Origin of the sequence: Peribacillus simplex, from assembly GCF_900156045.1 — a bacterium.
Taxonomy (GTDB): Bacteria; Bacillota; Bacilli; order Bacillales; family DSM-1321; genus Peribacillus; species Peribacillus simplex_D.
Genome location: NZ_FTMX01000010.1, coordinates 1 through 23,512, shown reverse-complemented (window position 1 = coordinate 23,512; position 23,512 = coordinate 1). Strand labels below are relative to the sequence as shown.

Sequence of the window (23,512 nt, the reverse complement as noted above, 5' to 3'; positions counted from 1 at the left end):
GCCGAAAACTTTCAAATCCAGTGTTCTTTCTCTTATTTTAAGACATTTTTTAATTCGCCCAACGATTCAATTGCAACAACCATTTCGTCCCCGGACTTTAACCAAGCCCTCTCCCCTTCAGGATAGCCCAAAGTTACCCCCTCGGGAGTTCCTGTATAAATAAGATCACCCGGCTTCAGTGTTATATATTGGGAAATGTAACTAATCAAGAAGGCACAGCTAAAAATCATGTCCCGAGTATTAGCCTTTTGATGAACTTCGCCATTCACCCGGCATTCGATTGCAAGGTTATTTGGATCAACTTCTTCAGTTGTCACAATATATGGACCGACCGGCGCAAATCCATCCGGTGTTTTTCCTAATAACCACTGACCAGATTTAAATTGCAAATCACGGGCTGAAACATCATTTCCAACACTGTAGCCAAAAACATAAGATAAAGCATCTTCTTCAGAGACATTTTTAGCCGTTTTCCCCATTACTACGACAAGCTCTGCTTCATAATCCATATTTTTTGCTTCTTCCGGGATTGAAATAGTCTCAAAATGGGCAGATAGAGCATTGTTAAATTTACTAAATAAAACAGGAGACTTCGGCGTATCCATATTTGACTCTTTTGCATGGTCCATATAGTTTAAACCTACACAGATTATCTTTTCGGGATTGCTTACAGCAGGTGCATATGTAAGTGTACCCTCAGACACAAATAATTCGATTCGATTGCCTTCAAGAGCAAGGTGAACTAAGCTGTTGATTTTTCCCAGTCCCTCTTCACCCTCGAGAATCAATTCCTGAAGTGATACGGATGTAGATTTATCTAGCTTATCTGCCGCATCTTTGACATCTAAAATACCATGTGATGTTTTTACACCTAATCGGAGCTCGTTCTCTTTTAGAAATTGAAGTATTTTCAAAGCTACCTCTCCCTAAATTTATTAAAAACTAACTGTTTTTATCTAATAATACAAATGCATATTGAGGTTCTACGAAGCTCACCCGAACCTTTATCATCGACCCGTTTCATGTCGGAATGCCAAGGGAAGCCATTCGCTTCATGATGCATCGCCTCTGCTTTGACTCAATCGAAAGGAAAACAGAAACAAGTCCGGTTTTCAGGATCTCAGCCTCTTCACCATTATTGTACGGTGAATCCAGAACTTGTTTCTGCTGTTCCACAATGGTTCTCCCTTTTAATTAGCAGTTTTTTCCGATGCGAAGCTGTCCTGCTCTATATCCTTGGATTTGTTGAGGGAACTAGCTTCCGTTAAACTCATATTCTTGGTTTCCGGAGCCATGAATAGAGAGACTAAGAATCCAATGAAAAGTACCGCCCCACAAATATACAACGTAGTTGACAACCCATAACTCGCCATAATGGCCGGAGAGAAAAACGTACCAATGGAAGAGGCAACTCGGGCCACTCCTGTGGTAAAGCCCCCTGCCGTTCCCCGTATATGGGTTGGGAAAAGCTCATTCGGATAGATCCAACAATGGGCTCCCATCCCGGTATTAAACGTTCCATAGATTACAAAGAGAGCTAAGGTGAAAATAAATGGCATATTCAATCCAGAGGTTGCTCCCAGTACGAATAAAGAGATGGAACATACGAAAAATGCCCAAATGAGTGTAGGTCTTCTTCCATATCTTTCAACAAGGTAAAGGGCAGGAAGCAAGCCGATAAGATAGATGATATTAATGACCGCCGCTCCCAGGTATTCCCTCGTTCCATTAGCAAAACCAAATTGTGCAAGGATCTCAGGAATATAGGTATTTATTCCATAGAGGGGGAGGACTTGAAGCGAATAGAAAGCTGTCACGAAAATGACCATTTTCCCATAGCCATTTCGAAATATATCGAGATAGGTGGTTTTCTCCTTAGTCTCTGGTTCGGCCGACATGATGACATGTTCCCCGAATATTTTCTGCACAATAGCGTTTGCTTCCTTTTCCCTTCCTTTACTGGCCAGCCAACGAGGGGATTCTGGCATATTTAAGCGTGAAATAAGCATGATGATTACTGGGACCGCACTGCTTGCAAGCATCCATCTCCAACCGTCCTCACCGATGGACAACATAAGATAACCGACCACAAAGGAACTCGCGTAACCGACATACCAGAGTCCATTAAGACCTCCAAGTAAGGCACCACGGTTTTTTGCCGGTGAAAACTCCGTCATTAAGGCTCCTGCAATGGGATAATCTGCCCCTACCGCAATTCCTAAAATAAATCGTAAAATGACCAACTGCATGGGATCATTGACATAAAACTGAAGGATTGACACAATGGCCATGACAAGCATATCAATGAGAAACATCTTTTTCCGGCCAATAAGGTCCGTAAGATAGCCTCCTAATATTCCACCAAATAACATACCCGCAAGAGTTGCCGCTCCAATCAGACCTATCATGGTTACAGACATATCAAGTTGAGTCTGCATGACAGAAAGTGCTACCGCAACAATTCCGATAATATACCCATCGAGGAAAGTACTCCCACTGGCATATGCAAACATTTTATAATGAAATCGACTTAACGGCATTTCTTCCATTGTGCGGACCTTACTCATAAATTCCCTCCTGTGACTTATTAAAATGGCTGTAATTTAATAAGTCTTGATATAGTTTTTAAATGAGTTTAAGTGAGTCGCTCTATAAATTCACCATGACTGATGAGAAACCACAGTCGTGAACTTCTTTCTTTGACATTGAAGGGGCGAGGTTCCTAGTAAGCTATTAATATTTTGTGCCGCGCGAACTGGGAACACATAGGCCAATCCTATGAACGGATAAGTTTGGAGCTACGGCGATAGCATCGAAAAATCTCCCAGGCATGGCTAAAGCGTTTACATTTTTCCGAACCTAAGGTCCGTTTAATTAGTTTAAAAAAGCAGCTTTAACGTGGAACACCATTACTCTTATCAAGAGCTTCTCCAATCACACGCAAAATGTCTGCTGCAATTTTGCGTGTGATTGGAGAAGGAGTTGCCAGGACTGCATAGTGTACTTGCAACTCCTTCTCTACTCCATTTTGCATGGCCTACTTTGACAGACTAAAGGATATTACCCTTTTACAAATACTGTTTTAATATTTGTGAAAAATTCGATCGCCGCTTGACCTTGTTCACGTGAAAGAGAACTGGATTTTTTCATCCCGCCAAATGGTGCCTGGAGTTCTACTCCGGCACTCTCAGCATTGATGCGTACGAGGCCCGCTTCCATTTCATTGATGAACGAAAGCATTTTCTGAATATTTGTTGTGAAGATGGACGCACTAAGTCCAAACTCTACATCATTTGCCACTGTTAATGCTTCTTCCATCGTTTCCACTTCCATCAATGCCAATACAGGTCCAAAAATTTCTTCTTGAGCAATTGTCATGTTAGAGGTTACATTTTCAAATACAGTCGGTTGTACATAAAAGCCATTCTCCAAGCCAATAGCTTCACATTTACTTCCACCATATAAAAGCACTGCACCTTCCGCTTTTCCTTTTTCAATGTAATCCAATACCGTAATTAATTGGCTTTCACTCGAACACGGCCCCATCCAAGTGTCACTTTTCAATCCTTCGCCTACTTTTATTTCTTTTACTTTAGCTAGCAGCTTTTCTTTAAATACATTATAAACAGAGCTTTGAATGATAACGCGGCTAGTAGCCGTACATTTCTGGCCTGTTGAACGAAGGCCGCCATTTATTGTTGCTTCAACAGCAAGATCAAGATCAGCATCCTCAGCGACAATCACTGGGTTTTTCCCGCCCATTTCCAACTGGTATTTAGCTCCGCGTGCAAGCGCTCCTTGACCAACCCGTTTTCCTACACTATCTGAACCAGTAAATGTGATACCATTAATATCAGGGTGATCAATGATGCCTTGTCCAATAATGGCACCTGAACCTGTAACCATATTAATAACACCAGCTGGCATTCCCGCTTCATGGAAACATTCGATTACTTTTGCTGCTGTTACAGCTGTTTCGGTTGCTGGCTTTAATACAACTGTATTTCCGTAAACAAGAGCCGGTGCCACCTTCCAGATTGGAATCGCGACGGGAAAATTCCACGGTGTAATTACTCCCACAACCCCCAGCGGCACTCTACTTGTGAACATAAATGCTTCACTATCTGTAGAAGGAATTACATCTCCTACTTTACGCATTCCCTCTCCGGCATAATAGCGAAGAATGGCTACACCACGTGCCGTTTCACCTTTCGCCTCTTGTAATGTTTTTCCCATTTCCCTTGTCATTGTTTCTGCCACTTCTTCTAATCGTGCCTCTAATACATTTGCAACTTTATAAAGATACTCTCCTCTTGCAGGGGCCGATAATTTTCTCCAAGCAATTTGTGCCTTTTTAGCCGATGTAACTGCTTGATCCAAATCTTTTTTTGTTGATTTTGAAGCATACCCAACGATTTCGTTTTTATTACCCGGATTAATGCTAGCCTGAACTTCATTAGTAGATGAAGATTTCCATTCACCATTTATATAATTAACATATGTTTTACTTTCCGCTTTCACGGTCATCAAATCAATCCTCTCTGTAATCCAGCTCTATTTTTTAATAAATATAAATTTTCAAAATATTTTACTTCCTAAGAAAACAATAAAGGGAACTGTCAAGATCGCACAAATTGTTGAATAAACCGCTGCCTTTACCCCCATTTCTTCATCTTGTGTATAACGTGCTAATAATACGGGTGCGATTGTCATTGTAGGCATTGCCACTTGAATAATAATTACTTGCTTCATCAACATGGAAAAGTTAGTAAACACCACAACTACTATTGTTAGAACTGGGAAGATAATTAACTTCAATAATATAGGTCCTGTCAATCTACTAATTGACATGGTTCCCTTTTGTTTAAGCATCATCCTTATAAGAATTCCAATGTAAAGCATTCCAAGAGGAGTAGCTAAATTTGCTAACATCCCATTTAATTGTTGAATAATTTCTGGCGGTTGAATTTCAGCAATGATAACAAATAAGGCTATAACTATTGAAATAATTGGGGGATTAATCAATTGTTTTAAAGATGCAAATGAAAACTGATAATTTTCTTGCAAAAACGCAATAGCTACTGTAAATAAAACAATGCCTACACCTGTATCAAATGCTGCTGCAAGTAGAGCCCCTTTTGGACCAAATATTGCCGCACATAAAGGAATCCCAATAAAACCCGTATTCCCCAATCCAGCAATAAAAGCCATTTTCCTTGCATTAATAGGAGAATAGTTAAAAATCCTTGCAAAAATCCATCCTAATAGTAACGATAATAAACTGATGATTATTGAAAAAATAAAAATAATAATCATCTGAGACATTAACTCTTTCCCTACCTTGGTTTTAAAAGCACCATCCAAAATAATGCATGGAACCGCTACATTCATCATAATACTTATAAGCAGCTGCTTTGATTCACCTGTAATTTCATTGGTTTTTGCAATAAAATATCCAATTACAGAAATAACCGCCATAATAAACATTGGACCTAAGATCGATAGAAATACCAAGTAAAGCTCCCCTCTTAAAAGCAAAAGTTCACAGTTTGTTTAGAGTCCTATTTAATTAGATAGCTCCTATCATTTTGTGAATGTAACTTTCACCTCTCCTAAATGTTCAAATACAGCTGTAAATTCATCACCTGGTACAACATCAATAGTAGTAGCAAGGGCTCCAGAAAGAATCACTTCTCCAGCTTTTAATACCACATCGAACTCTGCCAATTTATTGGCAAGCCATGCAACACAAGCTGCAGGGTGCTCCATAGCGTTTTTTCCTACGCCTTCTTTCATCAATTGACCATTTTGATACACTTTCATGGTGATATCAGGAAGATTAAATTCATCCACTGAAACAGGTTTATCCCCAAGGACATAAAGACCAGAAGAGGCATTATCCGCTACCGTATCTTGCAATTTCACCTTCCAATCTTTAATTCTACTATCGATTATTTCAATAGAAGGGAGAACATAATCGGTTGCTTGAAGAACATCTTCAACGGTAACATTCGGACCCTTTAAATCTTTCTTTAACACAAAGGCGATTTCACATTCGATCTTCGGCTGGATGACATCTTTAAAGGATACCTCATGGTTATTTTCAACCAGCATATTTTCAAATAAATGACCGCAATCCGGCGTATCAATGCCATACATGATTTGCATGTCACGAGAAGTTAGACCAATTTTTTTACCAACAATTTTTAGTCCTTGTGATAGTTTATCCTGAACCACTTGAAGCTGAACTTCATAAGCTTCGTCTAATGTTAAATCTGGCTCCACTTCAGTTAATGGGTTATTCGGTTTTTGACTCTTCTCGGCTTCAATTAAATAATTTGCAAGATCTTTAATTTTATTAGACACTACTCTATTCATATAGAGAGCCCTCCTCGTATTTGAATTAATTCCCTAGCTTATTTTGCAATATTACTTTCCCGAATTTTTCTGACCTCTTAAAGTATTCCTGAGCGTCTCGCGCTTTTTCTAATGGAAAAACCTTATCGATAAGGGGTTTAATTTTCTCTTCCCGGATCGCATCCAGCATTCGATTGAATTCTTTCCGAGTACCTAACGTGCACCCTATTATTGAAAGGTGGTTTAAATAAACTGTACGGATATCAAGCTGTGTAATCGCCCCACTAACAGCACCAGATATTGCTAACCGTCCCCCATTTCTTAGTACCTTCAAACAAGTTGAAAATAAAGGATCCCCCACCACATCCAGTACAACATCCACCTTGCAACCTGCAGCCTTTATAACATCATCTGCTAAAGTTGTTGATTTGTACGATAAAACTTCACTTGCTCCCAGTTCCATCATTTTTTCTTTTAAGGATAGATCTCTTACCAGTGCAATGACATTTGCACCAAATACTTTTGAGGCGATTTGAACTGCATAGGAACCAACCCCTCCGGTAGCCCCAGTAATAAGAACCTTTTCTCCAGGAACAACTTTACTTTTTTCAAGCATATGCCATGCAGTAAAACAGCTAACAATAAAAGAAGAACTTTCAACATAACTAGACAGCGGCATGGGTCTGCACAATTCCTTAGGCCATGTAATATACTCGGCATATCCACCGTCACACTCGGAACTCATTAACGTTATATCATCTGCCATATGTTCCAAACCATCAGGGGCTGAAGAGAAAAATGGAAATAACACTACTTTTTCTCCCAGGCATGTTGGATTGATATTGGCACCGACCGCTACGATTTGCCCCGCAACATCTGTTCCAGGAATACGCGGAAAAGAAATAGCCTCCCGTTTCCAACCCGCTTTTTCGGTGGATTTCGCATCAGTTCCGTAGCCACCTTCACGCATTAAAATATCTGAATTATTTACAGCACAAGCATGGATTTTTACGAGTACCTCATTTTCCTTAGGAATGGGTACAGGTACTTTCCGTTCCTCAAGCTTTTCTACTCCCCCATATTCTGTAACAACTACAGCTTTCATTTTGGATGGAATCGATTGTAACAAACTATTTGTCCCCAATTTTCACTCCCCTATCATTTTTGCTGCTAATTGTATAAGACTTACTATATTATCCCTATCGCTAGTGATTCCATTAAGATCTTTTTCCTTACTGATAAAGTATCTCTGGATGTTACGCTTCACAGTAAGGATTACCATCAAAAGGCACAGGTGCTAATTTAATAGAGTCGGTTGGACATCCTTCAAAAGCATCTATCATATCTTCCTCGAATTCATCAGGTACGCTAGCCGTTCCCTCATTATTATCTAATATGACAAACGCAATACCTTCTTCATCGTAATCATAAATATCAGGAGCTGCAGCACCACAAGCTCCACAGGCAATACAAGTTTCCTTATCTACAATCGTATAGTTAGCCATCCTTGCTCGTCTTTCCCCTCTCTAACTTCTGTTTTATCTCGGCCCTTTCCAAAAAGGATTTAGAAAGCTAAGGTGAGTATCCTAAAATCGCCGCCTGCAATCCATTCTTTAAATAAACTCACTCATCAGTTTCTCAAAATACTTCGGATCAAGTTCAATGTTGGAATGAGCCAGTGATTGATCTGCATAACCATTTGCGAGATCTTGATAGGATGGACGATCTTTGTCTTGATAAATAATGCCTTTCACAAGACTTTCATATTTGATTAAAGTTTCCATAGCCATTTCCCGGCTAGTAGGATCGTACCCGTCAACTTCATTCAGGTTGACCAAGTGTTCTTTAAACCAGTCATATGTGTTTACTTTATTATAGGTGACGCAAGGGCTGAACACATTTATCAACGAGAACCCTTTATGCTTTATACCGGCTTCAATAATGGCAGTCAAATCCTTTAAATCGGTAGAAAAGCTTTGAGCTACAAATGTTGCTCCGCTTGAAACAGCCAATTCCATGGGCGACAGGGTTTTTTCAATTGCGCCTTGCGGTGTCGACTTTGTTACAAATCCAGCAGCAGAACGTGGAGAAGTCTGTCCTTTTGTCAGTCCATATATCTGATTATCCATTACAATATAAGTGAGATCGATATTACGGCGCATCGCATGGATTGTGTGGCCCAACCCAATTGCGTAGCCATCACCGTCGCCGCCAGAAGCAATGACTGTCAAATCTCGATTTGCCATTTTGACACCTTGGGCAATTGGCAGTGAACGCCCGTGAATGCCATGAAGACCATACGATTTAATGTAACCAGAAATCCTACCTGAGCAGCCAATTCCCGAAATAACAGCCATATTTTCCGGTGTGAGTCCTGCACTGGCTGCAGCCCGCTGGATCGCTGCCTGAACAGAAAAATCACCACAGCCAGGACACCAATTTGGCTTTACATCGTTTCTAAAATCTTTAAACGTAGTTGTGGACATGTTCAAACAGCTCCTTGCTTGCATTGTAAAGGTGAATTGGCTGAAATGGATTTCCGTCATATTTCAATACACTCTTCATTTTATCTATATATCCAACATTCATCTTTATTAAATTCGCTAACTGACCGGTGGCATTATTCTCTACCACAAGCACACTTTCAGCAGCTTCGATAAAGGGCAATACAGCCGCGGTAGGAAACGGATGGATTAGCCTAATGTGCATATGGTTGACTTTTATCCCTTCTTTTTCAAAACGACTCATTGTTTCTTCGATTGCTCCGCTTGTAGAATTGAACCCAACTAGCAAAAGCTCAGGCTTTTCATGAGGCGCATGCACCCTAATAGGATTTGGAAAACGTTCTGGTAAATGGTCTAGCTTACGCATGCGCTTATCCATTTGTAGCTTCCGATTAGCTGACACTTCAGAAGGCCTTCCTGTTTCATCATGCTCTACACCTGTCACATGATGGATGCCATTTTTTGTCCCCGGTATCACTCGTGGAGACACACCATCCTCCGTCAATTCATATCGTTTAAAATACGCTTTTTCATCCTCCACTTCGATTTCATCTGTTTTCAGTTTTCCACGGCGAATTTCTATATTATTGAAATCGAATGGTTCAACAGTTTGCTTTCCTAATGAAAGCTGCAAATCAGTCAGTAATATAACGGGGCATTGATAGACTTCAGCGATATTAAATGCTTCAATTGCATCGTAGAAAGCCTCTTCAACGGTGCTCGGTGCTATCACTACTTTCGGAATCTCACCATGGGTGCCATAAATCATCGCCATTAAATCTGATTGCTCTTGTTTCGTGGGCAAGCCAGTGGAAGGCCCCCCTCGTTGTGTATCGACAACCACAAGAGGCGTTTCAGTCATTCCTGACAATCCGATAGCTTCCATCATCAGAGAAAGCCCCGGACCAGCGGAGGCGGTAAACGAACGGGTACCGGCGTAGTTAGAGCCGATTGCCATCGTGGCCGCAGCAATTTCATCCTCTGTCTGGATGACTGCCCCACCCACTTCAGGCAGTTTATCAATGAGATATTCCATGATCTCAGAAGCAGGCGTGATTGGATACGCCGCCATAATACGGACTCCTGCCGCGAGTGCTCCGAGTGCAATTGCGTCATTGCCGATCATGAATAGGCGCTGCTGCCCATCTGCCTGAGCTAGAGCTAGTGGAGGCGGCACATCCCCTAAACTTCCCCGCATGGATGTATAACCTTGATAGATTGCTTCCATGTTTTTCTGAACGACACTGCTGCCTTTTTTACTGAAGATTTCTTTAACGACATCCGCAAAAACGGCTGGATTGAGGTTAATGATGGCACAAGTCGCTCCAATGGCGACCATATTTTTCATAAGCGGAGTACCGAGTTCTGCAGCCATTTCGGTGAATGGTACAGCGAAAAATTTTGCTTCCGTATCCTCAGGTTTGACGGGTTTAAATTTTGAATCAGCAATAATAATGCCCTCACTATGAAGCTCGTCATAATTCAAATCAATTGTTTCCTGATCAAAAGCTACTAATATATCTAGATCATCAGCAATTGTACTAAATCTGCTGGTACTCACTCGAATCTTGTTGTTTGTATGGCCGCCTTTAATTCGAGATGAAAAGTGGCGGTATGCATATAAAAAATAGCCTAGTCGATTTAAAGCCTTGGAAAAAATTTCTCCCGTACTCTCAATGCCTTCTCCCTGCTGACCCCCGACTTTCCATGAAAGTTGATGTTTCACCAATTTCACTCCTCATGATATAAGGCCGTCTGTTCAGTTAAATACCCATGAACGTATCCTTACATTCGATTGTCAAATAAATTAAAATGTCTTCTATATCGCTATTTAGTGGTCTCAATTTTTTTTACACTTTGTAAATACCGTTCTGACCATTGTGTCATGGCTTGAGTTAAGTCTGTTAAAATGTAGCTGGCTCCCCATTGAACAGCTTGCCTTGTTTGTTCTGCATCACTAACATACATACCAGCTATTTTTCCTTTTTTCTGAATCAGGGTGATACATCGCTCAATGATTTGTATGACTTTAGGATGTCTTGGGTCATGTGCATATCCCATTGATACAGCTAAATCAAAAGGACCTATAAAAAAGACATCGACACCTTCTAGCGTTAAAAGCTGTTCAAGGTTTTCCGTAGCTTCTACCGTTTCAATTTGCAGAATAACCAGCGATTGTTCATTAGCTTTTCGCATATAATCCATTTTATTAGGATATAAACTGTAGTCACAGGCTCTTGGTAAAAAATCGAATCCTCTTTTACCAAAAGGAGGATAGTATGCTGCATCTACCGCTTCTTTTACTTCTGTAAGTGTATTAACCATCGGGATTTGAATACCATTTGCACCGCTGTCCAATGCCTTTTGAATATATTCTGATCGATTAGCAGGCGTTCTTATTATTGAAGGTACCCCCGCACATTGAGACCCACGGATCATATTTTCTAGAACTATGTAATCCATTGCTCCATGTTCATTATCAATACATGTAAAGTCAAAACCCATTTGAGCTATGAACTCTGTTAAACCAGGAGATGGAAAAGTGACAAAACAACCAAACATTGGCCGTTCTTCCATCTTTGTTTTCAATTCACTCCACAGCAAATTCTCCACTCCTTTCATGCACCATTAACCTTGAAAAATTAATTTCTCAACACTAATTTTCATACGCGATGAAACATGCCAGTTTTTTTTGCAAAGATCCAGTAAAAATATAATATTTTCATAAAAAGATCATGATGCATAAAAAGATCACGATCTTTTTATGGCAGTAAAAAACTTTTATGTTAATTTTTACGAAACACTGCAAGCGTGGGTTTCAATTAATGAAAAAGTATTCGGCTCTTTAGTAAGATACAAAACAATAGAATCCCCTTCTTGACCTACATCATAAGTCTTTAATTTACAATTTTTCGCATCAAACAAGGATTCCCCCGTTTTAATATCAAATCCCCATCCATGTAAAGGACAGCGTAAAATCTCATTGTGTTTTCCATATTGATACGTATGAGGATCACTTGGTAACATAGTGCCATCTATCGAACCATATACCATTGATACTCCTTGATGCGGACATTTATTTCGAACAGCATATAAACGACCATTATTATTAAAGATGGCAATTTCTGATCCATCAACTTTTACTAATTGTCGTTGGCCAGGTTTTAAATCCTCTGATGAACAAACTGTAACGCTTTTTAATTCACCCATTTTTCATTTTCCTTTCTACTGTCGATTGAAATTATAAGTATTTAAAGCGTTTTCATAAAAGATTTTATTTCTTAATTCCTTTGGAAAAGTATTAAATACTCGTTCTGCTTCATCTCCATCCCAGTGTGGATAATCACTGCAGTAAAGAAGCATATCCTCAATCCCAGCCATTTGGATGATTTCCAATAAATCCTTTGGACGATATGGTTCTTCAATTGGCTGTGTTCCTAAGCGGACATTTCGTTTAATATATTCGCTAGGTAATTCTTTTAACCACGGCACTTCCTCACGAAGAGTCTTCCAATTTTTATCTATTCTCCACAAAAGCGGTACAATTCCAGCGACACCATATTCTACAAATACAAATTTTAGTTTAGGAAACTTTTCAAAAATCCCTTCACAAACTAAACTCACAATATTTCTTTGCGCATTCAGCCCTAAGCAAGTATGCCATTCCATGTAAGTTGATGCTGGTCCTACTGCTTGTGCTGGGCCGTTCTCCCCTGAGGCCTCGGAATCTGGGTGTATCAGCATTTGCAGTCCATAGTGCTCCGCTGCTTCATAAATAGGATAAAAGTGTCTATTGCCGAATGGAATACTAGTCGTTTGTAAATTGACTGCTACAACGCCTGGTTTTTTCCCGATTCTTTCAATTTCCTTTACCGCTGCCACGGGATCAAGAGGTGAGACAAGCATAGACATCGTATACCGGCTGTCTTTTTCAATCCAATTCTCATATTGCCAATCATTAAAAGCTGCATTAAATCCATTAGCGACATCTATATTATGAAAAGCACCCATTGTTGCATTACATGAATTTAAAATTCCATACTGTGTGTTTGAACGATCAAACAAATCTTTAGCTACAAATTCAGGATCAGACCCCGGGATGGCCCCTTCTGGTGAAAAAGCATCTCCACGTACAACCGAAACGGGGTTGATATACCTGCATTCCGGGAAGCGAAATTCTGCTGCAGAGATTAGCTTCCCCTCAAATGCTTGCTTTTTAAATTTACCAATATTCAAACGCTTTTGAAGAGACTCATTACAATATGGTACAAGGTCATCAAGTGAACTTAAATACGAATGCACATCGGAATCAATAACCAGCTGTTTTGTTTTTGTCGAACCTGTAACACTCTTTTCGTCAATTGCATTAATCATTTTAAAAACTCCTCTCTTAATCAACGTTTGTTAGCTTTCATGATCACTAAATTATATTCTGCACACGCTATTTTGAAAGCTCTTTATAAATCTCGATATTTTAATGATCGCGATTTCTTAACCAAAGTATAATTCGTTTTGAAGTTTTTGTAAATATCTGAAAAGATAAAATTTTCTATTTTTTAACTCCCCTCAAGTTTGATACATAAAAGAGGCAGAAAAACAAAACTGTTTTTCTGCCTCTTAATAATAAGATTATTTACTTACTTTCTAACATATTTGCCGTATTTAATGTTACATCATGGATATATTCCATTGTCTTTCTTGAAGCTTCTTCAGATGTATAAGTTACCCGATTATTAAGGAGTGATGTAATCATACCTTGCCATATCAAGATGGTTATTTCACTAAGTTTTTCAACGTCTTCTTTCTTAAATACCCCTTTTTCTGCATATTTTTCTAAAACTGATCTACTTCTTTTACTTAAATTTTGCTCAGTAAGAATTCCCTCTAATTCTTCCGGAAGTTGAATCGTATCTGACTTATATATGGATGAGTAATATTTTAAGAGTTCCTCCGGATGTTCTCCTAGATCGGCAATAAATATTGCATGATATAATTCAGGTTCCCTAAAAGAATGATCACAAAAACATTCCCATCCTAATAAATATTTTTCTAATGGATCTTTACCTCTTGCAGTATATTTTGGTAAATCCTCATTATAGTTATCTAGGAAGCGCATTCCAGCAAAAAATATGAGGTGAGAAACCTCCGAAAAATAATTATAGATAGTAGAACTTGTGTATCCTGCTTCCTTTGCAATTTTTCTTATACTGATATTTTTGATTCCTTCTTCTTTTATTAGTTTGGCTGTTGCATCAATAAAATAATTTAACATTCGCTCAATTTGTATATCACTTCTGGCCATTAAGTTCCCCTCCCTTTTCGCACCATATAATCATTAATGGACTGTGTGTCCAATAGTAAAAGATAAATCCAAATTATATTTACATATTTAACATAACACGGGTCATGTATCTTTAGTTTTTAAGTTATTAAATTTTTATATGATCGCGATCATAAATTATACTGTGATAATAACATAGTTTTTATAGCTGAACAAGTTGAAACGCTAGTATACAAGCCATTCGAATGATTGGGGTGAAGTCGTATGATCAACAAAGTCAGAGCCGGTGTAAAAGAACTAGATAACGATAAAGAAAGTAAAAGCTAAGTACTCTGTAGTGGATTGACAGATACGGGCTTACATTTTTGTCAGCCCCGTAATTTCACGGGATCAACGCCCACGCATCCGTACTACCTATCCTGGGCTACCGGTATAATACATTCAATTAAAAAAGGTCCACCAGTAAAAACTGGCTAACCTTATAATACGAACGCACCTGTTAGTTCTATAAGAAGTACTTCTTATTCAATCAGTTAAAATAAACTCTTTGCCAAACGAACTATTATTCTTGAGGTAAGAGCTAAGATGTTAAAAATTAGCTCAGATAAGATTGAATCACAAATTTCATTCACTATGCCCTTTGAAAAAAACTTCTTTGCCTTTATTTTTTTTCTTTTTTCATCATTTAGTCACTCTTTTTTCAAAACCCAAATCCCTTTTAAAATCTTCATATGAATAGTTGAGTATTTCGATAATCATCTCAGCAAATATTCGTACATCAATATCTGTATCATTTTGAATCCACCTTCCAATTTATAATGGAAGCTCAAATTGTCCCTTTTGCTTCCGCTCCAAACTAGCGATATAGGAACGCATTAGCTTCATGGAAAACTGAAAGATTGGGCTTTGAATAAAGGTATAGGCAAACGTCTTAATAAAAACTGGACCCCCAAGGATGAACCCGAATATCAAGATGAGGCTCTCGACAACGATTCTTACCCGGCTGACCGATAACCCAGTTTTTTCCGAAACGGAAAGCATGAAACCATCTCGAGGACCTGCCCCGATTCCCGTAGCGATCAAGTCCCACGCACCCGTACGTCCTATCCTGGCTACTGATATAATAGATTCTATTTAAAAAAGTCAACCAGTAATTTTTACTGGTCAACCTTATATACGAATGTATCTTGTTCATTAAGAAAAGCGTTTCTTATTAAAGAATCTCGCCCGATTGTTGAATATAAAAATACGCGTAAATTAGATACGTCATCATCTATGTTGGGGAAAATCCGAATTTGTGTATGATTAACGCTTCTTTACTTCTTGTTGTCAAACACCCTAAAAGGAAAAATTGGATCTTTCAGATGAAACTCATAAGTTGATTCGTCAACAATACCTACTGTCTTGTTGCTATCATAAAGATCTAACATAAAACCAGCCATTTCTTTGGATGTATGATACTTAGAAAATCGTCCTTCATATTGAAACTCATCTACATCCAAAGAACTCAGTTCAAATTCTGATTCTGTAACAGCAGGGGCTAGAACCTTCGCCTGCATTTTTGAACCTTTACTTTTTAACTCCTGAGCTAGACCTTCTGTGAACGCACTTACGTAGAATTTTGTTGCGGAATAAGTTACAAAATCAGAAATCATAATGTAGCCACCTGCTGAGGAGACATTGATCAGTTGTGTACCTTCCACACTTTCATAATCACTCACAAACAGGGAAGAAAGAATGGTCACTGCTTCAATATTTACATGTAGCATGGATTCAACTTTATCTAATTTTTGTTCTTTTACAGGAGCAAAATTCCCAAACCCTGCACAGTTAATCCATGTTTCTAACTCATATGTTTTTAAAGATTCATAAAAGACATGAACGTTTTTCGCTACTGATAAATCAACAGGCTTTACAATAACATCTATTTTTGTATCTATCTTTTTAATCTTATCCTTTAATTCTTCTAATTTTTCTTCTCTGCGAGCCGCCAATATAAGACTTTTTCCACGTTCTGCAAAAGCCAAAGCAGCTGCATATCCAATTCCTGAACTAGCACCAGTGATAACTGTATATTTCATTTTTCATACCCCCTTTTATCACTTTTAGGACTCAGTAGATTTATACAGAGATTTTCTTAGTAACACGCATATAAAACCTAACACTAATGCAATTACTCCTACGAATAAAATATATTTTGTTCCAATTTGTGCAATAATAATTCCTGCTATTGCTGTTCCAATGGTGGTACCTAAATTAGTAGCAGTTAAAAATAATCCATTAGCGAAATCTGGGGCTTTTGGTGCTGAAGTCATAATCCAATATTGATTTACATTCCCTCCAATCCCCCCAAAAATTCCCCAAATCAAAATAATAATTACTGTAGGGATCGTAAGTTCAGCTACAAAGAAGAAGACTAGGTAAAGTGCAGTTAGTACAACTGGATAAAATAAAACGGTACGAATAGGAGATTGTGTCAGTAAGTTACCTGCAATAATATTCCCAATGATATTCGCTCCTCCATAAACAAATAACATGATACTAATTAAATTGGGTGACATATGCGTTACCACACCTAAATACTCAGCTAAGTAACTATAGATTCCAAACACTGAACCGTTCAAAAAAATTACGGCAAGTATGGAAAGCCAAGTAATCCCTTTTGTTAAAATTTTGAGCTGTGATCCATAAGAAAGTCTTTCCTTCACTGGCATGGAAGGGACATACAGAATAGTCGCAATTAAAGTAAAGATATTAACAATAGCAAAGAAGGACATCGCCACTTCAAGTGAAACCGCATTTGCTAAAAAACTTGCTACCGGCACGCCTAATACCATTCCCGCCGAAACCCCTATAAATACCTTAGAAACTGCTTTTGGTGCTTCATTCGGACTGACAGAAGCTGCTGCCACTGAAAGAGCCATTGACACATAAACTGGATGAAAGAAAGCCGGAATCACCCTAGCTATTAAAGCAACTGTAAAGTTTGTTGTAAAAACAGAAATAATATTTCCAATAATAAAGATAACTAAGACGAGTAACATGACTTTTTTTCGATTGATACCTGAAAAAACTAACGGAAGTGTCGGCCCAGCAACGGCAATGGCTAATGCGAAAAGGCTTACCAATAAACCAGCTGTAGAAACACTCACATTAAAGTGATCTGCCAAAACAGGGAGTATACCAATAACCCCCATTTCGGTATTAAGAATTCCGAAAACACCTACCGCTAATATAAATATTAATAATCCTTTAGAATCCTTCATAAAAAACTTTCCACTTCCCTTAATTGTTCAACACAGATGATTTGCTGTAAAATTCACTCTATCCGGACGTAAATTTCATACGACTGAATAAATTCCAGTACTAACACACTTCACCAAGTCATATTGAATAAAACTATTGTTCAAATTTAATTTCATGGAGACGATAAACTTCATCTAAACTTTGAATTTCTAATATCAAGCTCTCTGCTAAATTCATACTTTCAATTTGAGAAATATCTGCTTCACTTAACTCAAAATTCTCTACCATAAAGTTCTCTTGAATTCGCTCGAGGTGAACTGATTTGGGAATAGTAATAATCGCATTTTGTCTTAACCATCTCAAAATTACTTGGGCTGGACTCTTACCATACTTTGCACCGATTTCGGATAAAGTTGAATTCGTAAAAATACCGTTATTCCCTTCTGCAAAAGGTGCCCACGCCATTGTTTTAATATCATAATGTTGCATAACAGTTCGAAGTTTCTTTTGCTGACAAAACGGATGCATTTCAATTTGATTGATAGCTGGAACAATTTCATGGCTCAATATTAGATCGACTAAACGATCTTCAAGAAAATTACACACGCCAATCGCTTTAATCTTTCCGGAACGATATAATTCTTCCATCGCTTTCCAACTGCCATGGTAATCACCATACGGCATGTGAATTAAATAAAGATCCAGATAGTCTGTATTCAAATTTTGCAGTGTTTTTTCAAAAGATTTCATCGTTTTTGAATAACCTGCATCTTGAATCCAAACTTTTGAAGTAATAAAAATCTCTTCTCTTGCAATTCCACTTTTCTTAATTGCATTTCCAACAGCATTTTCATTTCCATAACTAGCAGCTGTATCAATCATTCGATAACCTGTATTTAAAGCATGTAAAACGCTTTGCTCACATAAATTTAAATCTGATATTTGAAATACACCAAATCCCAGGAGTGGCATTGTTACGTTATTATTTAATTGAAGCGTATCCATTTTGCATTTCTCCTTCCTTTCATTGAAATCAATCCAAAATTCCCCCTGTATTACCAAGGTTAATTTGTTGCCCCAATAGTAAATTCATTTACATGGTATCTTCTGGCTGATCGATTACTCTATAATTGAAATAGCTACACTACCTTAATCCATTTTTTCAATCACTATTTCAAAATCGCCGCTAAGATTTGCTAGTTTTTCTATACCAGATTCAATCTTTCCTAATTTAATCAGCCCATTTGAATATCTAAAATCTTGATAAAATATAGCTAAGTTCCCCCATGGAGCGTAATAAGTCAAATCACCACTAGAAGCTTCAACCCCATCAGGAGCTCCTTCCGTAACTAATTTTCTAGGTAGGTAACTAATTTTTTCTGTCCCTGCATAATCCTCAAATGTTAATGTAAGTGGCAGTAATGATAAAAAATCTTGACTAGTTTGGGTATTATCCATACGAACAGTTACTTCTTCATTTGCAAATTTTAATTTCACTTTTAGATCACTCATCTTATTCTCCTTACCATTCTTTTTTTCCATTTCACTTTCAATGGTTGGCTCTTTACTTTCTGGTTCATTAATTTTGTTTTTGCTGTCAACTGCATTATTGCTTTGAAGGTTTGCTAAATTTCCTTCGTTGTTTCTATCTTCTACAATACTTTCACTACTACAAGCAGTTAATAATAATATTAAGATCAATAGGAATTTAGATTTACCGCTTTTCTTCATAATACAGTTCAATTCCAATATTATCTTCTCCCTCCTTGGCAACTTTCATATTTATGTTTGTTAATAAGAGTATAAGATGATATGTTTTTGATAACAAATACCTATATCAAATATTTTAATATACATAAAAAGCATAAGAGTGAGGGATATTATGGATATACGCGTACTACGCTATTTTATTGCAGTGGCAAATCAAGAAAGTATTTCGGGGGCAGCAGACTACTTACATTTGTCTCAACCAACTTTATCAAGACAAATAAGCGATCTTGAAAAAGAGCTGGGGACTACCTTATTTATAAGAGGAAACCGGAGAATTAGCTTAACAGAAGAAGGTATGTACTTGTTAGAAAAGGCAAAAGAAATTGTTGATTTAGTAGATAAAACAGCATCAAATTTTAACCAACCCGAAGAAATTATAAGCGGAGAAATATATATTGGTGGCGGTGAAACGGAAGCGATGACCATAATCGCTAAAACACTTAAAGAAGTGCTTACTGTTTGTCCAGAAATTAAATTTCACACTTATAGTGGCAATGCAGATGACATTACTGCCAAATTAGATAGTGGTTTATTAGATTTTGGTATCGTCATCGAACCAGCAGACAAGCAAAAATATAATTTTATACAATTGCCAGCAATAGACACATGGGGTGTACTTATGCGAAAGGATAGTCCTTTGGCAGATAAGCCTATTCTTGAGCCAAAAGATCTAATCGATAAACCGCTTATTATTTCACGCCAAACAGCGGGTAGTAATGAAATAGCGGGATGGTTTGGTAAAGATATTGAAGACCTTCCTATTGTTGGTACCTATAACTTACTTTACAATGCTTCTCTTATGGTAAAGGAAAATATCGGATTCGCTATGTGTATTGATAAACTTATTGACACTTCAAAAGATAGTGAACTTTGTTTTCGGCCGTTATCACCTAAGCTAGAGGCCGGACTAAATATCATATGGAAAAAACATCAACCATTCTCAAGAGCAGCAAATAAATTTTTAAATCAGCTCCGAAATAATTTATAAATCAAAAAAAGCATGTGGAAAACATACTTATCAAGACCTAATTTTAAAAAAAATAGATAAATTAAAATAGCATTAAATATTTTATATGACTTATATGTAATGCCATTTTTCTTATTCAATAATTGCGCCCGATTACTAAATAACGGTTTTCTATTAGCTGATTTGTGGAATTCCAAAGGGGTTTCTATGGGCGGTTTAGTTCATCTAATTATTTTTCTGGTACTATAACGCTGTGTTGAACTCCTTGTTATTCTTTTCCACTAAACTCTAAAATATTTAAACCCTCGGATGCTTCTGGTGCTTCAAAAAATTGAGTAACATGAATAAACGTCGCTTCCGTGTCAAAAGCTGCTCTTTCGGGTTGTTCGTTACGCCTTTGTGCAATTTGACGTAAGCATTGCTTGTTATTTAAATTAAGGAAAATTAGTTGATGGTTTGCATTGACCTGTGACGCTATATCCAAAAACCACTTTCGCTGTTTTTGAGTGTTACCTGGAAAATCCATCACTACATCTGTACCAACACTTAATATGTTTTGTACATGCTTTTTCACCATCGGCTTGAGCTGCGCTGAAAATTTAAGATAGTCCTCAAATAATGTGATCTGATTGGGATAAAGAGATGAAAGCCATTCATCCTCAGATAACAGTACCGCATGTTTTTCCATAGCCAATTGTTTTGATTTAGTTGATTTTTCCTGCTCCCATTTTCCCACAGAAAAAGTATAGAGTCTCCAATTGTTTCATATTTTTATTCCTCAGGGCTTATTTTATTGGTTGTTGCCCCACCTTGTAAAACTATAATTTACAACCTAGGTTATTAGAAATAGTAACTGTCTTTAGATAAGATACAAAAAAAGAACCTCTAAAGAGATCCCTAAATTATATTTTTAGTTGATTAATATTAAAAAGGTAAATCATCTTTTATTTTAGGGCGTACCTTTCTTACTAAATCTGTTATGTCATTTTCTCCGTTGTAAACAACACTGATAATTTGAAAGTCGTCTGGATAGCGAACAGAGCTTTTTATCTTTTCTATCCACTCATAAGCTGATACAGCAGCAGTCCATTCCGGTTCTTTTCTAAAGTCAGTTGCTATTACTGAACAACTACCGGACTGTAAGAACTTAGCATCGTTCGCAAACAATTGAACCTCAATCTGAATCTCCATTTGTATACTCCTATATATCTGTGCCTTTTTGTTAATTCTTCAAACAGTATAAAGCCCTCTTGAATTTTAAGAAGGGCTTTTTTAATCCTCAACGATTACATTAATAATTTCATTAAATTTAATTTTCTTAAATGTACTATCTTTCCTCTGAATACTTAACTCCTTCGTGACAGGATCAATATACACACAGTATCCATACACTTCAATTGGATTCCCCTCGTTATGCAATCTAAAACTTATTGGTAAATGATATTCCATCGCGTAATGAATGTTGTTTTCAAATTCTTCAACCTGGTATTCATCTAGGACAGGTTTTTTATTTAAGAAATAATCGTTCATATTCTCCTTTTTATTTAATGCTTTATGTTCTGGTAATATCAATGCTGTTTGCCATTTAATGATTCCTCTATCACGAATTTTGCCCATTAGAAAGATCGCTCCTTTATATTTATTATATACGAACAAACGTTCTTGATAAAGGAAAAAAAACAGCTATCCCTGTATCCAAATGCTTACAATTTAAGTGCTTCGATGCTTCTGCTGCTCCTTTTTCCTTTTCAAATCAATATATTGATTAAGTGATACTCTAAAAAACCAAGGACGTATATTGCTATCTGTTAATTTATCCAATAGCGTGTAAATTTTGTAGTAGGTGTTTTGAATTATATCTTCTGCATCTTCTTTTTTGGCTCCTCTCGCTAGTAATAGCTTGAATACTTCCTCTCCTAAATTGATAAGGTAGGAGGTTAATACATTTTCTTTTTTCATCTATTGTCCTCCCTATACTTATACTACGTATGAGTGATATTAGATGTATACACATACACTTAGATGAATTAAATGAAATGGGACTAAGATATATGATTCTTTTTCCTAAAATAATTAGCTTTATTATTCCTAAAATAATTAGCTTTATTATTCCTAAAATATTGTTTAAAGTAGACAACTTTAATAACCTCCCATCACAAGAGGATACTGCATTTCTAAAACAAAACTAAACAACTTAATTATCTATAAAGTAATATTTTTAACTATTTGAAAATACCCCTTATTCAACTATCCTGCCCCTTTAGTTGCATAAAGAAAAAACTGCCTTTAAGACAGTTCCTATCTTAAGCTAAACCAGCTAATAGGATGTCAATATCTTTCTCTAAAATTTTCATTTCCCTTATGATATACTATTTTTGGCCATGCCAAATTACCCTCCAAAACCCTTTGGAAGGATTTTTCTCTGTTTCATAAAACCGTTAATTAGGCTAAATCTAGGAACGTTTCTTTTCTCTTTAATAAAGCGTAAATCCAGTGAAGCAACTTATTTATACAGGCAACGATTGACACTTTGGCAGGTTTTCCTTCTGATTTTTTCTTATCATAGAATTCTTTAAGCTTTTTGTTCCTTGAACTTCTTATGCCGCATAGTACGGCAAGATACAGAGAATGACGTACTATGCTCGAACCTCTTTTAGTAATATGATTAATGGTTGCCGTAAACTTACCCGAAGAGTGAACACTTGGATCTACTCCAGCGAAGGCAACCAGTTTTTTCGGATGATTAAACCGTTCGATTTCACCAATTTCAGAGATAATCGTGGCTGCGATTTTTTCTCCTATACCGGGTATCGATTGGATGATCTTATATTCTTCCATTTCATTTGCCAGGGCCACTATACGATCTTCCAAATCAGAAAGGTGTCCCTGGTAATGAAAAAGCAACTCAATATACATACGAAGATTGATTACGTGACTTTCATACACGTTTTTTTGAAATGGATTTCGAGATGCGGAATCCATTATTTTTTTGGCTTTTCCCCATGCCCATTCACCTGATCGGCTAGAACAGAACTCTATAACACTCTCTGCTAGTCTACTTTCTCCGGCTGTTAATACCGCCTCTGAAGTGGGATATTCCTTTAACATCAATAAAGAAACCTTCGAATATAGATCCCCAAAAACCTTCCGGTATTCAGGAAACACTTGATCTAAAATGGTGTGAAACTGAAGTTTAGCTTCCACATACATATTCGTAACGATTTCCTGTTGTCTTGACAAATTCCGAAGGTCTAATAGCTGAATTCCTCTAATTTTATGAGGTTCAAAATCTTCTTTGTAATACAGCACACACAACTGGTACGCATCGATAGCGTCTGTTTTTACCTTCCGTAAACTGGTCTTCTTTGCCTGATAAGAAATAATCGG

General features: G+C 37.3%; 22 protein-coding genes and 3 pseudogenes. 1 reads left to right on the top strand and 24 read right to left on the bottom strand.

What is annotated here, in order from left to right; genetic code table 11:
- Nucleotides 1–32 precede the first annotated feature (32 nt).
- The 19 genes and pseudogenes from BW986_RS25060 to BW986_RS24975 all read right to left on the bottom strand — a co-directional run bounded on the left by BW986_RS25060 (nucleotide 33) and on the right by BW986_RS24975 (nucleotide 19,137).
- Complete coding sequence (locus BW986_RS25060; RefSeq protein WP_076371912.1) at nucleotides 33–914, bottom strand: fumarylacetoacetate hydrolase family protein; 882 nt, start codon at nucleotides 912–914, stop codon at nucleotides 33–35.
- Nucleotides 915–1,020: 106 nt separating this feature from the next.
- Nucleotides 1,021–1,176 (bottom strand): hypothetical protein, encoded by a 156-nt coding sequence (locus BW986_RS30440; protein WP_179086167.1) that lies wholly within the window; start codon nucleotides 1,174–1,176, stop codon nucleotides 1,021–1,023.
- 14 nt (nucleotides 1,177–1,190) lie between these two features.
- Nucleotides 1,191–2,567 (bottom strand): MFS transporter, encoded by a 1,377-nt coding sequence (locus BW986_RS25055; RefSeq protein WP_076371910.1) that lies wholly within the window; start codon nucleotides 2,565–2,567, stop codon nucleotides 1,191–1,193.
- 493 nt (nucleotides 2,568–3,060) lie between these two features.
- On the bottom strand, nucleotides 3,061–4,527 hold the full coding sequence (gene gucD / locus BW986_RS25050; protein ID WP_076371908.1) for an alpha-ketoglutaric semialdehyde dehydrogenase GucD: 1,467 nt from the start codon (nucleotides 4,525–4,527) through the stop codon (nucleotides 3,061–3,063).
- A gap of 51 nt (nucleotides 4,528–4,578) precedes the next feature.
- Entirely contained in the window at nucleotides 4,579–5,514 is a 936-nt protein-coding gene (locus BW986_RS25045; RefSeq protein ID WP_081395792.1) for an AEC family transporter, read from the bottom strand.
- 69 nt (nucleotides 5,515–5,583) lie between these two features.
- Complete coding sequence (locus BW986_RS25040) at nucleotides 5,584–6,378, bottom strand: 2-keto-4-pentenoate hydratase (protein WP_076371906.1); 795 nt, start codon at nucleotides 6,376–6,378, stop codon at nucleotides 5,584–5,586.
- 25 nt (nucleotides 6,379–6,403) lie between these two features.
- Entirely contained in the window at nucleotides 6,404–7,501 is a 1,098-nt protein-coding gene (locus BW986_RS25035; RefSeq protein WP_311316575.1) for a zinc-binding dehydrogenase, read from the bottom strand.
- A gap of 112 nt (nucleotides 7,502–7,613) precedes the next feature.
- A complete protein-coding gene (locus BW986_RS25030) occupies nucleotides 7,614–7,862 on the bottom strand; it encodes a ferredoxin (RefSeq protein ID WP_076371904.1) in 249 nt (82 codons plus the stop codon).
- A gap of 108 nt (nucleotides 7,863–7,970) precedes the next feature.
- Nucleotides 7,971–8,843: a 2-oxoacid:ferredoxin oxidoreductase subunit beta gene (locus BW986_RS25025; protein ID WP_076371902.1), complete on the bottom strand. Its 873-nt coding sequence runs from the start codon at nucleotides 8,841–8,843 to the stop codon at nucleotides 7,971–7,973.
- Complete coding sequence (locus tag BW986_RS25020) at nucleotides 8,824–10,587, bottom strand: 2-oxoacid:acceptor oxidoreductase subunit alpha (RefSeq protein WP_076371900.1); 1,764 nt, start codon at nucleotides 10,585–10,587, stop codon at nucleotides 8,824–8,826. The genes BW986_RS25025 and BW986_RS25020 overlap by 20 nt, the downstream gene beginning before the upstream one ends.
- 101 nt (nucleotides 10,588–10,688) lie before the next feature.
- The gene (locus tag BW986_RS25015; RefSeq protein ID WP_076371898.1) at nucleotides 10,689–11,483 is read right to left on the bottom strand and encodes an HpcH/HpaI aldolase family protein; all 795 of its coding nucleotides are present in this window, start codon (nucleotides 11,481–11,483) and stop codon (nucleotides 10,689–10,691) included.
- A 171-nt stretch (nucleotides 11,484–11,654) separates the two neighbouring features.
- On the bottom strand, nucleotides 11,655–12,071 hold the full coding sequence (locus BW986_RS25010) for a Rieske (2Fe-2S) protein (RefSeq protein ID WP_076371896.1): 417 nt from the start codon (nucleotides 12,069–12,071) through the stop codon (nucleotides 11,655–11,657).
- Between the two features lie 15 nt (nucleotides 12,072–12,086).
- Nucleotides 12,087–13,235: an amidohydrolase family protein gene (locus BW986_RS25005; RefSeq protein WP_076371894.1), complete on the bottom strand. Its 1,149-nt coding sequence runs from the start codon at nucleotides 13,233–13,235 to the stop codon at nucleotides 12,087–12,089.
- Between the two features lie 259 nt (nucleotides 13,236–13,494).
- Nucleotides 13,495–14,163: a TetR/AcrR family transcriptional regulator gene (locus BW986_RS25000; protein WP_076371892.1), complete on the bottom strand. Its 669-nt coding sequence runs from the start codon at nucleotides 14,161–14,163 to the stop codon at nucleotides 13,495–13,497.
- A 792-nt stretch (nucleotides 14,164–14,955) separates the two neighbouring features.
- A pseudogene (locus BW986_RS24995) lies at nucleotides 14,956–15,222 on the bottom strand (hypothetical protein); the annotation flags it as partial.
- A gap of 236 nt (nucleotides 15,223–15,458) precedes the next feature.
- Nucleotides 15,459–16,223, bottom strand: coding sequence for an SDR family NAD(P)-dependent oxidoreductase (locus BW986_RS24990; protein WP_076371888.1), 765 nt, complete (start codon nucleotides 16,221–16,223; stop codon nucleotides 15,459–15,461).
- A gap of 24 nt (nucleotides 16,224–16,247) precedes the next feature.
- Entirely contained in the window at nucleotides 16,248–17,408 is a 1,161-nt protein-coding gene (locus BW986_RS24985) for an MFS transporter (RefSeq protein ID WP_076371886.1), read from the bottom strand.
- Nucleotides 17,409–17,541: 133 nt separating this feature from the next.
- Complete coding sequence (locus BW986_RS24980) at nucleotides 17,542–18,393, bottom strand: aldo/keto reductase (protein WP_076371884.1); 852 nt, start codon at nucleotides 18,391–18,393, stop codon at nucleotides 17,542–17,544.
- Between the two features lie 144 nt (nucleotides 18,394–18,537).
- The gene (locus BW986_RS24975; protein WP_260320974.1) at nucleotides 18,538–19,137 is read right to left on the bottom strand and encodes a cyclophilin-like fold protein; all 600 of its coding nucleotides are present in this window, start codon (nucleotides 19,135–19,137) and stop codon (nucleotides 18,538–18,540) included.
- A gap of 133 nt (nucleotides 19,138–19,270) precedes the next feature.
- Between BW986_RS24975 and BW986_RS24970 the strand changes: the two genes are divergently transcribed.
- Entirely contained in the window at nucleotides 19,271–20,146 is an 876-nt protein-coding gene (locus tag BW986_RS24970) for a LysR family transcriptional regulator (protein WP_076371882.1), read from the top strand.
- Nucleotides 20,147–20,393: 247 nt separating this feature from the next.
- Here BW986_RS24970 and BW986_RS24965 read toward each other — a convergent pair.
- From BW986_RS24965 to BW986_RS24945, 5 genes and pseudogenes are all read right to left on the bottom strand, one after another.
- Nucleotides 20,394–20,892: pseudogene (locus BW986_RS24965) on the bottom strand (P-loop nucleotide/nucleoside kinase family protein).
- A 157-nt stretch (nucleotides 20,893–21,049) separates the two neighbouring features.
- Nucleotides 21,050–21,316 (bottom strand): hypothetical protein, encoded by a 267-nt coding sequence (locus BW986_RS24960; protein ID WP_076371880.1) that lies wholly within the window; start codon nucleotides 21,314–21,316, stop codon nucleotides 21,050–21,052.
- 81 nt (nucleotides 21,317–21,397) lie between these two features.
- The gene (locus BW986_RS24955) at nucleotides 21,398–21,742 is read right to left on the bottom strand and encodes a YolD-like family protein (RefSeq protein ID WP_076371878.1); all 345 of its coding nucleotides are present in this window, start codon (nucleotides 21,740–21,742) and stop codon (nucleotides 21,398–21,400) included.
- 111 nt (nucleotides 21,743–21,853) lie between these two features.
- Nucleotides 21,854–22,084, bottom strand: a pseudogene (locus tag BW986_RS24950) (sigma factor); the annotation flags it as partial.
- A gap of 483 nt (nucleotides 22,085–22,567) precedes the next feature.
- A partial coding sequence (locus BW986_RS24945) for an IS110 family RNA-guided transposase (RefSeq protein WP_081395790.1) occupies nucleotides 22,568–23,512 on the bottom strand: 945 nt, incomplete at its 5' end.